At 33.5% G+C, this 13511-nt stretch carries 13 protein-coding genes; 9 read left to right on the top strand and 4 right to left on the bottom strand.

Features of this window, described 5'->3' with window-relative positions; all coding sequences use genetic code 11:
* Positions 1 to 53 precede the first annotated feature (53 nt).
* Together JG553_RS12220 and JG553_RS12225 are read left to right on the top strand one after the other, a co-directional pair.
* Positions 54 to 428: a DUF4467 domain-containing protein gene (locus JG553_RS12220; protein ID WP_000822161.1), complete on the top strand. Its 375-nt coding sequence runs from the start codon at positions 54 to 56 to the stop codon at positions 426 to 428.
* A gap of 152 nt (positions 429 to 580) precedes the next feature.
* The gene (locus tag JG553_RS12225; protein WP_000415675.1) at positions 581 to 979 is read left to right on the top strand and encodes a DUF4064 domain-containing protein; all 399 of its coding nucleotides are present in this window, start codon (positions 581 to 583) and stop codon (positions 977 to 979) included.
* A 215-nt stretch (positions 980 to 1194) separates the two neighbouring features.
* Here JG553_RS12225 and JG553_RS12230 read toward each other — a convergent pair whose 3' ends face one another.
* Together JG553_RS12230 and brnQ2 are read right to left on the bottom strand one after the other, a co-directional pair.
* Positions 1195 to 2019 (bottom strand): formate/nitrite transporter family protein, encoded by an 825-nt coding sequence (locus tag JG553_RS12230; protein ID WP_000659770.1) that lies wholly within the window; start codon positions 2017 to 2019, stop codon positions 1195 to 1197.
* A 236-nt stretch (positions 2020 to 2255) separates the two neighbouring features.
* Positions 2256 to 3563, bottom strand: coding sequence for a branched-chain amino acid transport system II carrier protein BrnQ2 (brnQ2, locus tag JG553_RS12235; RefSeq protein WP_000745099.1), 1308 nt, complete (start codon positions 3561 to 3563; stop codon positions 2256 to 2258).
* 583 nt (positions 3564 to 4146) lie between these two features.
* Between brnQ2 and JG553_RS12240 the strand changes: the two genes are divergently transcribed.
* From JG553_RS12240 to JG553_RS12250, 3 genes are all read left to right on the top strand, one after another.
* Entirely contained in the window at positions 4147 to 5037 is an 891-nt protein-coding gene (locus JG553_RS12240; protein ID WP_001033876.1) for a 5'-nucleotidase, lipoprotein e(P4) family, read from the top strand.
* A 248-nt stretch (positions 5038 to 5285) separates the two neighbouring features.
* Positions 5286 to 6335: an ABC transporter permease gene (locus JG553_RS12245; RefSeq protein WP_000477934.1), complete on the top strand. Its 1050-nt coding sequence runs from the start codon at positions 5286 to 5288 to the stop codon at positions 6333 to 6335.
* Between the two features lie 12 nt (positions 6336 to 6347).
* Positions 6348 to 7025: an ABC transporter ATP-binding protein gene (locus JG553_RS12250; RefSeq protein ID WP_000911019.1), complete on the top strand. Its 678-nt coding sequence runs from the start codon at positions 6348 to 6350 to the stop codon at positions 7023 to 7025.
* Positions 7026 to 7183: 158 nt separating this feature from the next.
* Here the strand turns inward: JG553_RS12250 and JG553_RS13365 are convergent, their stop codons facing one another.
* The gene (locus tag JG553_RS13365; protein WP_011446983.1) at positions 7184 to 7324 is read right to left on the bottom strand and encodes a hypothetical protein; all 141 of its coding nucleotides are present in this window, start codon (positions 7322 to 7324) and stop codon (positions 7184 to 7186) included.
* On the opposite strand from JG553_RS13365, the gene JG553_RS12255 reads away from it, so the two are divergent.
* From JG553_RS12255 to JG553_RS12270, 4 genes are all read left to right on the top strand, one after another.
* Positions 7275 to 8264 (top strand): PTS sugar transporter subunit IIC, encoded by a 990-nt coding sequence (locus tag JG553_RS12255; protein ID WP_223181135.1) that lies wholly within the window; start codon positions 7275 to 7277, stop codon positions 8262 to 8264. The genes JG553_RS13365 and JG553_RS12255 overlap by 50 nt on opposite strands.
* A 342-nt stretch (positions 8265 to 8606) precedes the next feature.
* Positions 8607 to 9725: a carbohydrate kinase gene (locus JG553_RS12260; protein WP_001283977.1), complete on the top strand. Its 1119-nt coding sequence runs from the start codon at positions 8607 to 8609 to the stop codon at positions 9723 to 9725.
* Complete coding sequence (locus JG553_RS12265) at positions 9700 to 10623, top strand: pseudouridine-5'-phosphate glycosidase (protein ID WP_000002068.1); 924 nt, start codon at positions 9700 to 9702, stop codon at positions 10621 to 10623. The genes JG553_RS12260 and JG553_RS12265 overlap by 26 nt, the downstream gene beginning before the upstream one ends.
* A gap of 10 nt (positions 10624 to 10633) precedes the next feature.
* Positions 10634 to 11854 carry a NupC/NupG family nucleoside CNT transporter gene (locus JG553_RS12270; protein WP_001022961.1) on the top strand — a complete coding sequence of 407 codons (1221 nt, stop codon included), beginning with the start codon at positions 10634 to 10636 and terminating at the stop codon, positions 11852 to 11854.
* A gap of 104 nt (positions 11855 to 11958) precedes the next feature.
* On the opposite strand, the gene JG553_RS12275 is transcribed toward JG553_RS12270, so the two are convergent.
* A complete protein-coding gene (locus JG553_RS12275) occupies positions 11959 to 13491 on the bottom strand; it encodes a sodium:solute symporter family protein (protein ID WP_000665736.1) in 1533 nt (510 codons plus the stop codon).
* Positions 13492 to 13511: the final 20 nt, after the last annotated feature.

Genomic DNA, 13511 nt, shown 5'->3' on the forward strand with positions numbered 1-13511 from the left:
TATTATCAGTATTGTAGTGTGTGGAAAATGACAGCCATCTAAGGAGAAAAATGATGAAAAGAATATTGGTAGTATTTTTAATGTTAGCAATTATATTGGCAGGTTGTTCTAATAAAGGTGAAAAGTATCAAAAAGATATTGATAAAGTGTACAAAGAACAGAATCAAATGAATAAAATTGCCTCGAAAGTACAAAACACTATTAAAACAGACATTAAACAAGAAGACAGTAATACACATGTTTATAAAGATGGTAAAGTCATTGTTATTGGTATTCAATTATATAAAGATCGTGAAAAAATGTATTATTTCGCATATGAAATAAAAGATGGTAAGGCAGAGATTAATAGAGAAATAGACCCAATTAAGTATATGAAAGACCATAAAGCAGATTATGAAGATGAAAATGTAGAAGTGGAAAAAGATTAACATAGGCTTTCTTTAAAACTTTTAACCAGTTTCAAAAAGTAAATGAGCTTTAGCGACAATAATTTTTAAAATAAACACGATATAAATTTAAACATTTATATATAAGAACACAAACGCAAGTTTGTAAATAATAATAATAAAGGAGTAAGACAATGGAAAAATCGATCAAAATAATGACAATAATAGGAATTGTTGTTCAGGGTTTAGCAACGGTATTTAGTTTACTATTGATGGTTTTAGCAGCATCAGGTGTAATGACTACAGATGTGTCAACAACAGTTAATGGTGAGGTTGACCCAGTTGATGCAGAAACAGCAGCAGCAATTTTCACTGTATTATTCTTATCCCTATTCATATTTGGAATCATTTCAATTATTTTAGGTGCAATCGGTATGTTTAAAGCATCTAAAAACAAAAAAATGAGTGGTATATTGTTGATTATTGGAGCTGTAATAAGTGGTAACATAATTACATTTGCTTTATGGTTAATCAGTGGTATTAAACTACTTACTAATAACAAGCCTAAAGATGAAATAAGCGACTTATCATAAACATCGTATATTGAAATTTCAAGATTTCTTAAGTAATTAAATAAAGTGCTCTCTTAGAAGTAGATTTTCAGTCAATAACTGCTTTTAAGAGAGCATTTTGTATTTGATAATGCTCATAGCATCGGATAAAAATCATTGACGAACTTTAAAAAAATACGTTAGACAATGCACTTCTAAATATTAAAGGCATCGACTAACGCATTGTTCAAATATAGTTAATTATTTTTATAAAATTGATGATGATCATTCAAGTAAGCATAGAATAAACCTATAATGAGTCCGCCTCCAATATAGTTACCGATAAAAGCCGCAGCGATATTCGAAATAGCTGGTATGAAGTGCAATGTATCAACTTGATAAATTAAACCACCCATAAATAAGCAACTGTTGTAAACGACGTGTTCATAACCCATAAAGGCGAATATGGTAACACCGAACATCATGACAAACATTTTTGCGAGTACATCGTCAATTTGCATGGCAATAACTAATGAAATATTGATAAAGAAATTGGCGAAGATCGCTTTCATTAATATACTTACAAAACCAGTAGACAACGTTTTATGCTCTATAACTGCTGATAACTGATTTAACATATCTGGCGTCATTACATTTGAAAAACGCATGAAACTAAATAAAATAGCAGCACCTAAAATATTTCCTGCAAAGCATAATAAAAATATTTTCAATACTCTAGTTGGTTTAATTACTTTATAATACAGGCCTACAGTAAAGTACATGAAGTTACTGGTTAGTAGTTCGGAGTTTGTAAATAAAATGAGTACTAACGCAAAGCTGAATGTAATGGCACTGGCCATATTCACAATGCCTGGCGGTAAATCTGGTTCGTGTGTTGCTTTAACTGATAATACGAAGACCGTAATAATCCCGATAATAAATCCTGCCATCATCGCGCGTAATAAATAACGTTTTAAATAAACGCTTTGTAATATATCTTTTGTTCTTATCGTTTCGACTACGTTATTTACCCAGTCGTCCCCATAAAAAATCTTATCCCATTTAATATGTTTCTCCTTCACAATGACATCCTCACTTTTCATTTGTTAATCAGAGTATACTATGAATTGCCTTATTTGTGAATAATTTCACAAAATTAATTTTAAAAACTAATATTTTTGAATAACAGCTAGGATTTTTTAACAAATCATTTATTTTAAAATAATCAATAGACAGACGGTATCACTGAAAAGTCATGAATTTCATATAAAAAAGCCTAGTAACGATGGGTCAATCATTACTAGGCAGTGAGCATTTATTAAGTTGTCGCTTGTTTCGGACGGCGTATAAATACATCGATTATGAAACCGATAATAGCAAAGAGCATGAATGGTACAAGCCAAGCTAAATCGATATCTGCTAAAGGTAACATCATAAACGATTTCAAAATAACACCGTGTAATAAGTTGAAACTATTTAGTATTTGTAAAATTGAAATAATCAATGTAATAACAGTTGCGAGTCGATAGGCCCAACTGAATCTGAATGTGCTAAACATGTTAGCAAATGATATGAGTACAAGTGCAATCGACACGGGATATATTAAAGTCAATAATGGGACAGCAATTTTTAAAATCATTTCTAAACCAAGTGTTGTAAATAAGAACCCTATGATAGAGAAAATAAGTGCGAATATTTTATAAGAAAACTTAGGTACGTGTTTCTTAGTAAATGTGGCGCAAGCATTGACGAGTCCTATACATGTTGTTAGGCATGCAAGGATAACCGTCATTCCAAATACGAGGTTACCGAACGAACCAAATAATCGTAATGAGTTGTACGTCAATATATCTGTACCATCTTTAAAGTTTCCTGGAGCTGTTGATGCCCCAACGTATGCAAGTGCAAAGTAAATCATTCCAAGTAATATGGCTGCAATAAGACCTGAAAAGCAGACATATTTTAAAATTTTCATGCGATCTGTGAGGCCTTTAAACTTATAGCCATTGACAATGACTACGGAAAAAGCTAACGCAGCAACAAGATCCATTGTAAAATAGCCTTCCAAACTTCCTGAAATGAAAGGATGTGTTATATATTTATCCTTAGGTGCACTTAGTGCAGATTCAGGGTTGAAAATGACAGCAATACTTAATAGAGCGACCATTAATAGTAATAACGGTGTTAATAATTTACCTAAATTATCAACGATTTTCGATGGATTTAAACTAATCCAGTAAACGATGGCAAAAAAGATTGCTGCGAATATAATTAAAGTCCATTGGTTATGCACAGGTAAAATGTGTCTTGTACCAATTTCGTACGCGACATTTGCAGCACGTGGAATACCGTAAAATGCTCCGATAGACATGTAAATCACGACAGCAAAAATAAACCCGAACCATGGATGTATACGATTGCCTACACTTTCAACACCTTCATCATAAAATGCAACAACAATAACAGTAATAAAGGGGAGTAATATGCCTGTAAGGGCAAAGCCTAGCATACCAATCCACATATTTTGACCCGCTGTATGGCCAAGCATGGGCGGGAATATTAAATTTCCGGCTCCAAAAAATAGTGAAAATAACATGAGGCCCGAAATAATAACTTGTTTTTTCAATGTAATTTCCTTCCTAAAACTAGATATTCATAATAATTTAAAAAATCTGAAAAATAAAAACGTTCTTACTTTATCTTTAAATGACAATACTATGATTCTATTATTTTATAAAAAAGATTGCAATAATAACGTCTTGCTATTATTGGATAATGACAATTAAAGTGTCGTTTTTATGAATTAAAATAGGTGAAAGTAAGTTGGAAATACGTTGGAGCGTTGTGATTTTTATGAGAAATTGTATGAGTGAGGACTGCTATTTATAAAAGGTAAACTATGGATGAGTTTATGGTTGTTCCAATAGGTAAATAAGAGATAGCACACTGTACACATAATGATACGTGGATGAGTGAATATGTCTGATAGGAAGGCCTAGTCACTCAAATGAATTTAAGTTTATTACGTGATAAATCACAAATCTCTCTCATGTGATAGGTCTCCCATTAAATCATGCTTATATGAAATGTTCACATATTTGTTAGCTTTTCAAGAAATAATATTAAATATCTTTTCATAGTATAGCAATATTAAATAAATGCATTTATAATTTTAACTGTATTTTAAATATTAATCATGAGGTGATAAGATGAATAAAATTTCAAAGTATATTGCAATAGCATCATTATCGGTAGCGGTTACAGTTTCAGCACCACAAACGACAAATTCTACAGCGTTTGCCAAAAGTTCTGCTGAAGTTCAACAAACGCAACAAGCTTCTATACCAGCATCACAAAAGGCGAATCTTGGTAATCAAAATATTATGGCAGTGGCTTGGTATCAAAATTCAGCTGAAGCAAAAGCATTATATTTACAAGGTTATAACAGTGCAAAGACACAGTTAGATAAAGAGATTAAAAAGAATAAAGGTAAACATAAGTTAGCTATTGCTTTGGATTTAGATGAAACAGTTTTAGATAATTCTCCATATCAAGGCTATGCATCAATACATAATAAACCTTTCCCAGAAGGTTGGCATGAATGGGTACAAGCTGCTAAAGCTAAACCTGTCTATGGCGCAAAAGAATTCTTGAAATATGCTGACAAAAAAGGTGTCGATATCTACTATATTTCTGATAGAGATAAAGAAAAAGATTTAAAGGCAACACAAAAGAACTTAAAACAACAAGGTATCCCTCAAGCTAAGAAGAGTCATATTTTACTAAAAGGTAAAGATGATAAGAGTAAAGAATCACGCAGACAAATGGTTCAAAAGGATCATAAACTTGTCATGCTATTTGGAGATAATTTATTAGACTTTACAGATCCAAAAGAAGCTACAGCTGAATCTCGTGAAGCATTAATTGAAAAACATAAAGACGATTTCGGTAAGAAATATATCATTTTCCCTAACCCAATGTATGGTAGTTGGGAAGCTACGATTTACAACAATAACTATAAAGCAAGTGACAAAGCAAAAGATAAATTACGTAAAAATGCTATTAAGCAATTCGATCCTAAAACAGGCGAAGTTAAATAATATATGAATTGGACGTCTACATGTACTTAAAGGTATATGTAGGCGTTTTTAAATTGATCCTTAATTTTAAATGTACCGTACAAAAATAATAGACAATTAATTGCATTTTCCATAAATTTGCTTTTAATATAAAAAGTTCGGGTATAATGAAGGATAAGTGTATGTATAACATTACAGAGCGCAACACGACGTACGTGCATCTAAGAATATAAACAATGTTTAAATCATAGTAGTAGGGAGAGAAATGCATGTTTTTAGCTTGGAATGAAATACGGCGCAACAAATTGAAGTTTGGACTAATTATTGGTGTGTTAACGATGATTAGTTACTTGCTATTTTTATTATCTGGATTGGCGAATGGTCTTATCAATATGAATAAAGAAGGCATTGATAAGTGGCAAGCAGATGCCATTGTTCTAAATAAAGATGCCAATCAAACTGTGCAACAATCTGTTTTTAACAAGAAAGATATTGAAAATAAATACAAGAAGCAAGCTACTTTGAAGCAAACAGGGGAAATTGTGTCTAATGGCCATCAAAAAGACAATGTTTTAGTGTTCGGTGTTGAAAAGTCATCATTTTTAGTTCCGAGTTTAATAGAAGGGCATAAAGCGACTAAAGATAATGAAGTGTTAGCTGATGAAACGCTTAAAAATAAAGGATTTAAAATTGGTGACACATTATCACTATCTCAATCAGATGAAAAATTGCATATCGTAGGTTTTACAGAAAGTGCAAAATATAATGCGTCATCAGTCATTTTCACGAATGACGCTACCATTGCCAAGATCAATCCTAGATTGACTGGAGATAAAATTAATGCAGTTGTTGTACGTGATACAAATTGGAAAGACAAAAAATTAAACCAAGAGCTTGAAGCGGTAAGTATTAATGACTTTATTGAAAATTTACCAGGTTATAAACCACAGAACTTAACATTAAACTTTATGATTTCATTCTTATTTGTCATTTCAGCTACAGTTATAGGCATTTTCCTATATGTCATGACATTACAAAAGACGAGTTTATTTGGCATATTAAAAGCTCAAGGATTTACGAATGGCTATTTGGCGAATGTGGTAATTTCGCAGACGGTCATATTAGCACTATTTGGTACGGCATTTGGCTTACTGTTAACAGGCGTTACAGGTGCATTTTTACCTGATGCAGTACCTGTCAAATTCGATGTACTAACATTGCTCGTATTTGCAATTGTGTTAATGATTGTCTCTGTATTAGGAAGTTTATTCTCCATTTTAACAATTAGAAAAATAGATCCGTTAAAGGCGATTGGGTAGGAGGTGTAGCAAATGTTGAAATTTGAAAATGTAACAAAGTCATTTAAAGATGGGAATCGTAACATTGAAGCGGTTAAAGATACAAATTTTGAGATAAATAAAGGTGATATTATAGCATTGGTTGGACCTTCTGGCTCTGGTAAAAGTACATTTCTAACTATGGCAGGTGCTTTACAAACACCGACATCTGGGCACATTTTAATCAATAACCAAGATATTACGACAATGAAGCAAAAAGCATTGGCAAAAGTTAGAATGTCTGAAATAGGTTTTATTTTACAAGCTACAAACCTTGTACCATTTTTAACGGTAAAGCAACAATTTACATTATTGAAAAAGAAAAATAAGAATGTTATGTCTAATGAAGACTATCAGCAACTTATGTCACAATTAGGTCTAACTTCATTGCTTAATAAGTTACCTTCAGAAATTTCAGGTGGTCAGAAACAACGTGTGGCGATAGCCAAAGCGTTATATACGAATCCGTCGATTATTTTAGCGGATGAACCTACCGCGGCGTTAGATACTGAAAATGCGATTGAAGTCATTAAAATTCTACGTGATCAAGCCAAACAAAGAAAGAAAGCATGTATTATTGTTACACATGATGAACGACTTAAAGCATATTGTGATCGTTCATATCATATGAAAGATGGCGTCCTTAATCTTGAAAATGAAACAGTAGAATAGTTTTATTAAGCCGGTACATCATGTGCCGGTATTTTTATGTTTATGTATTATTTGAATAAACTTTCACATTCAATTAATAATAATTATTATCGAAAATCAGAAATATTCCGTGAAATATAATATTTTTTGTAGTAAAATGGCCTCTAAGTATTCAATATTTAAATATGGGGATTGAATATAAAATTATCGTAATGGGGGTCAATGGTTATGGATTTATTGATAGGTACTTTATTTTTATTTTTGGTCTTAGTGATTTTTACATTATTTACATATAAAGCGCCTAATGGTATGCGTGCCATGGGAGCATTAGCTAATGCAGCAATCGCAACATTTTTAGTGGAAGCATTTAATAAATATGTTGGTGGCGAAGTATTCGGTATTAAATTTTTAGAAGAGCTAGGAGACGCTGCGGGAGGTCTAGGTGGTGTCGCTGCCGCTGGATTAACAGCATTAGCTATCGGTGTGTCACCAGTATATGCATTAGTTATAGCAGCCGCGTGCGGTGGTATGGATTTATTACCAGGTTTCTTTGCGGGTTATATGATTGGATATGTGATGAAATATACAGAGAAATATGTGCCGGATGGTGTCGACTTAATTGGATCGATTGTCATCTTAGCGCCATTAGCTCGTCTTATTGCAGTATTATTAACGCCAGTAGTGAATAGTACATTGATTCGAATTGGTGATATTATCCAAAGTAGTACGAATACGAATCCAATTATCATGGGTATCATTTTAGGTGGTATTATTACGGTTGTCGGCACAGCGCCATTGAGTTCAATGGCATTGACAGCATTATTAGGTTTAACGGGTGTACCTATGGCTATTGGTGCCATGGCAGCATTTAGTTCGGCATTTATGAATGGGACGCTATTCCATCGCTTAAAATTAGGTGATCGTAAGTCTACGATTGCAGTAAGTATTGAACCTTTATCACAAGCAGATATTGTATCAGCCAATCCAATTCCAATCTATATTACAAATTTCTTTGGTGGTGCGATTGCTGGTTTAATTATTGCTATGTCAGGTTTAATTAACGATGCGACAGGTACAGCTACACCGATTGCAGGATTTTTAGTTATGTTTGGATTTAATCATCCGACGACAATTGTGATTTATGGTGTAGTAATGGCGATTGTAGGTGCGCTTGCAGGTTATCTTGGTTCAATTGTATTTAAAAAATATCCAATTGTTACTAAGCAAGACATGATTAATCGAGGTGCAGTAGACGCATAGCATCATCATATTGAATAGTAAAAACAAATAAAACATAGTAACGTGATTCAGTCGATGTAACAGTCGATAATGAGTCACGTTTTTTTATAGAAAAATACAAGACATAAAAATGTCATAATTTATTGTCGACAAATATCATACTGTATAAACATTTATCATTTTTTCAAGTACCTTTTACACGATGGAATGAACTTACTTTTTACGAAATTATGCGTATTTTATAAACAAATATCATTGATATAACGGTAAATGTAAGCGTTTACAACAGAAATAACAGCATGCTACGATATTTTTGTAAATTCACTGATTCAAGTATTTTAAGTCAATATGAGGAGGGATGTTATGAGCGATTCTGAGAAAGAAATTTTAAAAAGAATTAAAGATAATCCGTTTATTTCACAACGTGAACTTGCTGAGGCAATTGGATTATCTAGACCCAGCGTAGCAAACATTATTTCAGGATTAATACAAAAGGAATATGTTATGGGAAAGGCATATGTTTTAAATGAAGATTATCCTATTGTTTGTATTGGCGCAGCGAATGTAGATCGTAAGTTTTATGTGCATAAAAATTTAGTTGCAGAAACATCAAATCCTGTAACGTCAACACGCTCTATTGGTGGCGTAGCAAGAAATATTGCTGAGAACTTAGGTAGGCTTGGCGAAACGGTCGCTTTTTTATCTGCTAGTGGACAAGATAGTGAATGGGAAATGATTAAACGATTGTCCACACCATTTATGAATTTGGATCATGTTCAACAATTTGAAAATGCGAGTACAGGTTCATATACAGCTTTAATTAGTAAAGAAGGCGACATGACATATGGCTTAGCAGATATGGAAGTGTTTGACTACATTACGCCTGAATTTTTAATTAAGCGTTCACACTTATTGAAAAAGGCTAAGTGCATTATTGTAGATTTGAATTTAGGCAAAGAGGCATTAAACTTCTTATGTGCCTATACCACGAAACATCAAATCAAATTAGTTATCACCACGGTTTCTTCCCCAAAAATGAAAAATATGCCTGATTCATTACATGCTATTGATTGGATTATCACGAATAAAGATGAAACAGAAACATACTTAAATTTAAAAATAGAATCTACTGATGATTTAAAAATAGCTGCTAAACGCTGGAATGATTTAGGTGTTAAAAATGTTATTGTGACAAATGGCGTGAAAGAACTCATTTATCGAAGTGGTGAGGAAGAAATCATTAAGTCAGTTATGCCATCAAATAGTGTGAAAGATGTTACAGGTGCAGGCGATTCATTCTGTGCTGCAGTAGTGTATAGCTGGTTAAATGGGATGTCTACTGAAGATATATTAATTGCTGGTATGGTTAACGCAAAGAAAACGATAGAAACGAAATATACAGTTAGGCAAAACCTAGATCAACAGCAACTTTATCACGATATGGAGGATTATAAAAATGGCAAATTTACAAAAGTATATTGAGTATTCTCGAGAAGTTCAGCAAGCACGGGAGAACAATCAACCGATTGTAGCATTAGAATCAACAATTATTTCGCATGGTATGCCGTACCCACAAAATGTTGAAATGGCAACAACAGTAGAGCAAATTATCAGGAATAATGGTGCCATTCCAGCAACCATAGCCATTATAGATGGCAAAATTAAAATTGGTTTAGAAAGCGAAGATTTAGAAATACTGGCAACTAGTAAAGACGTTGCTAAAGTATCTAGAAGGGATTTAGCAGAAGTTATTGCGATGAAGTGTGTTGGTGCTACTACTGTAGCGACGACGATGATATGTGCTGCAATGGCTGGTATTCAATTTTTTGTTACAGGAGGTATTGGGGGCGTCCATAAAGGTGCAGAACATACGATGGACATTTCAGCAGACTTAGAAGAACTGTCTAAAACAAATGTCACTGTTATCTGTGCAGGTGCCAAATCAATTTTAGACTTACCTAAGACGATGGAGTATTTAGAAACAAAAGGCGTTCCAGTTATTGGATATCAAACGAATGAATTGCCAGCATTCTTCACTCGCGAAAGCGGTGTTAAGTTAACAAGTTCGGTTGAAACGCCAGAACGACTTGCTGACATTCATTTAACAAAACAGCAGTTAAATCTTGAAGGTGGCATTGTTGTTGCTAATCCAATTCCATATGAGCATGCCTTATCAAAAGCATATATTGAGGCAATCATAAATGAAGCTGTTGTTGAAGCGGAAAATCAAGGTATTAAAGGTAAGGACGCCACACCGTTCTTGTTAGGGAAAATTGTAGAAAAAACGAATGGTAAAAGTTTAGCAGCAAATATAAAACTTGTTGAAAACAATGCGGCGTTGGGTGCTAAAATTGCTGTCGCTGTTAATAAATTATTGTAGGTGATGATACATGAATATTTTATTCGCTATCACAGGGATAGCATTTGCACTATTTGTTGCGTTTTTATTCAGTTTTGATCGTAAAAAAATAGACTTCAAAAAGACGTTAATAATGATATTTATTCAAGTGTTGATCGTGTTATTTATGATGAACACAACGATTGGTTTGACAATTTTAACTGCACTAGGTTCATTTTTTGAAGGGCTAATAAATATTAGTAAAGCAGGCATAAATTTTGTTTTTGGAGATATACAAAATAAAAATGGCTTTACGTTCTTTTTAAACGTATTACTGCCATTAGTTTTTATTTCTGTATTAATAGGCATCTTTAATTATATTAAGGTATTACCATTTATTATCAAATATGTAGGTATCGCTATTAATAAAATAACTAGAATGGGGCGCTTAGAAAGTTATTTTGCTATTTCAACAGCAATGTTTGGGCAACCAGAAGTATATTTAACAATAAAAGATATTATTCCAAGATTATCTAGAGCGAAATTATATACAATTGCGACGTCTGGTATGAGTGCTGTTAGTATGGCAATGCTAGGTTCATATATGCAGATGATTGAACCCAAGTTCGTAGTTACAGCAGTAATGTTAAATATTTTTAGTGCGCTTATCATCGCCAGTGTAATCAATCCCTATAAATCTGATGATACTGATGTTGAAATTGATAACTTAACGAAATCCACAGAAACTAAAACATTGAATGGAAAAACAGGAAAACCTAAGAAAGTTGCCTTTTTCCAAATGATTGGTGATAGTGCGATGGATGGGTTTAAAATCGCTGTTGTAGTAGCCGTAATGTTGTTAGCATTTATTTCATTAATGGAAGCAATTAATATCATGTTTGGTAGTGTTGGTTTGAACTTTAAACAGCTTATTGGCTATGTGTTTGCACCAATCGCATTCTTAATGGGGATTCCATGGAGCGAAGCTGTTCCAGCTGGCTCTTTAATGGCGACTAAATTAATTACAAATGAGTTTGTAGCAATGCTTGATTTTAAAAATGTCCTGGGTGATGTATCAGCTCGAACACAAGGTATCATTTCAGTTTACTTAGTAAGCTTCGCTAATTTTGGTACGGTTGGTATCATCGTAGGTTCAATTAAAGGCATTAGTGATAAACAAGGAGAAAAAGTTGCATCCTTTGCAATGAGGTTGCTACTTGGTTCAACTCTAGCTTCAATCATTTCAGGATCAATCATTGGCTTAGTATTGTAAATGAATCGAAGTACCTAAATTAAATTCATGGCAAAGCTAAACCCCGTCACCAAGTTGGCGCAACAGCGCATCATAACTTAGTGACGGGGTTTTATCATAACAATCTACTTTTTCGTAGCCGTTTTTGAAATGTATGTTGATGGTTTATCTTTTTCAAAAATTGTTAATCCCGTTATATCTTTTTTATGTTTTGAAGGGACAATGAAGCTAAGTATATAAGCAAAGACAAAAGCAACTGTAAATGAAATGGTAGATACATAGAAAGGTGAGTTACCTTTGCCAACACCATTATAGACATAAGCAAAGATGATACCCAATATTAATCCACAAATAACACCGAATGTATTCGTACGTTTAGTGAAAATACCAACTGCAAATACACCAGCCAATGGAACGCCGAATAATCCAGTCACAAACAAGAATAAATCCCATAAGTCATTTGAATTAGAAGCAATTAAGTATAGTGACATTCCAAAACCGAAAATACCTGCAATGATAATAATGAAACGTGCAAAGTTAACTTCGTGTCGCTCGCTACCTTTTCCGAAGAAGCGTTGCTTAATGTCGATTGAAATACAAGCAGATATAGAATTTAAACTAGATGAAATGGTAGACTGTGCAGCGGCGAAAATGGCTGCAATAAGTAATCCTGCTACAAATGGTGGCATCTCAGTCAAAATGAAATATGGCACTACAGATGATGTATTGAAGCCTTTTGGTAAAACAGCTTCATGTGTATAAAATGAATACAGCATTGTACCCATACCATAAAATAAGGGTGCTGAAATTAAAGCTAGGATACCATTTGTCCATAACGATTTATTTGTTTCTTTTAAACTATCAGAAGCTTGATAACGCTGCACGACGTCTTGACTCGCTGTGTATTGATACAAGTTGTTGAAAATATTTCCTAGGAAAATAATTGGAATGGCAGCTGCCGCAGTATTTAGTTTCCAATTGTCTGCACTAATTAATTTTTTGTGCTCAATCGCATCTGCAAAGACAGTGCCGAAACCGCCTTTAATGTTCACAACACCTAGAATAATAATAACTAAAGCGCCGCCTAATAAAATGACGCCTTGAATGAAATCACTCCAAACCACACCTTCGAAACCACCTAAAAATGTATATAAAATACATAGTAAACCAACGAGTGATGCAACGATATAAGGGTTCATGTCTGATACAGATGTGATTGCTAATGTTGGTAAGTAGATAACAATTGCAACACGCCCTAAATGGTAAACGACAAATAATAATGAGCCAATGACACGTATGCTAGGGCCAAATCTAGCTTCTAAATATTCATATGCAGATGTTACCTTTAACTTTTTAAAGAAAGGGACATAGAAATAAATAAGTAATGGAATAATTGCGACGATAGCAATGTTACCAGCGATATATGACCAATCTGTTAAAAATGCTTTCTCTGGTGTCGACATAAATGTAATCGCACTTAACGTAGTAGCATAAATTGAAAAGCCAACTACCCAAGATGGCAAGCGACCACTTGCGGTAAAGAAACTATTGGTACTTTGGCTCGCGCGCTTGGTAAAATAAACGCCAATGAACAACATAGCTAGTAGATAAATGATAACGGCAACCCAGTTTAGTGTGCCAAATCCAACTTCTTTCATGGGCAACATCCCCTTTACAA

Origin of the sequence: Staphylococcus sp. T93, from assembly GCF_016743875.1 — a bacterium.
GTDB lineage: Bacteria > Bacillota > Bacilli > Staphylococcales > Staphylococcaceae > Staphylococcus > Staphylococcus aureus.

Bases quoted from the DNA above. Each gene is read 5' to 3' on its own strand.
- JG553_RS12270 (WP_001022961.1), top strand. From the start codon at position 10,634: ATGAATATTTTATTCGCTATCACAGGGATAGCATTTGCACTATTTGTT.
- JG553_RS13365 (WP_011446983.1), bottom strand. From the start codon at position 7,324: ATGGCACGCATACCATTAGGCGCTTTATATGTAAATAATGTAAAAATC.
- JG553_RS12265 (WP_000002068.1), top strand. From the start codon at position 9,700: ATGGCAAATTTACAAAAGTATATTGAGTATTCTCGAGAAGTTCAGCAA.
- JG553_RS12250 (WP_000911019.1), top strand. From the start codon at position 6,348: ATGTTGAAATTTGAAAATGTAACAAAGTCATTTAAAGATGGGAATCGT.
- JG553_RS12225 (WP_000415675.1), top strand. From the start codon at position 581: ATGGAAAAATCGATCAAAATAATGACAATAATAGGAATTGTTGTTCAG.
- JG553_RS12220 (WP_000822161.1), top strand. From the start codon at position 54: ATGAAAAGAATATTGGTAGTATTTTTAATGTTAGCAATTATATTGGCA.
- JG553_RS12245 (WP_000477934.1), top strand. From the start codon at position 5,286: ATGTTTTTAGCTTGGAATGAAATACGGCGCAACAAATTGAAGTTTGGA.
- JG553_RS12240 (WP_001033876.1), top strand. From the start codon at position 4,147: ATGAATAAAATTTCAAAGTATATTGCAATAGCATCATTATCGGTAGCG.
- JG553_RS12275 (WP_000665736.1), bottom strand. From the start codon at position 13,491: ATGAAAGAAGTTGGATTTGGCACACTAAACTGGGTTGCCGTTATCATT.
- JG553_RS12260 (WP_001283977.1), top strand. From the start codon at position 8,607: ATGAGCGATTCTGAGAAAGAAATTTTAAAAAGAATTAAAGATAATCCG.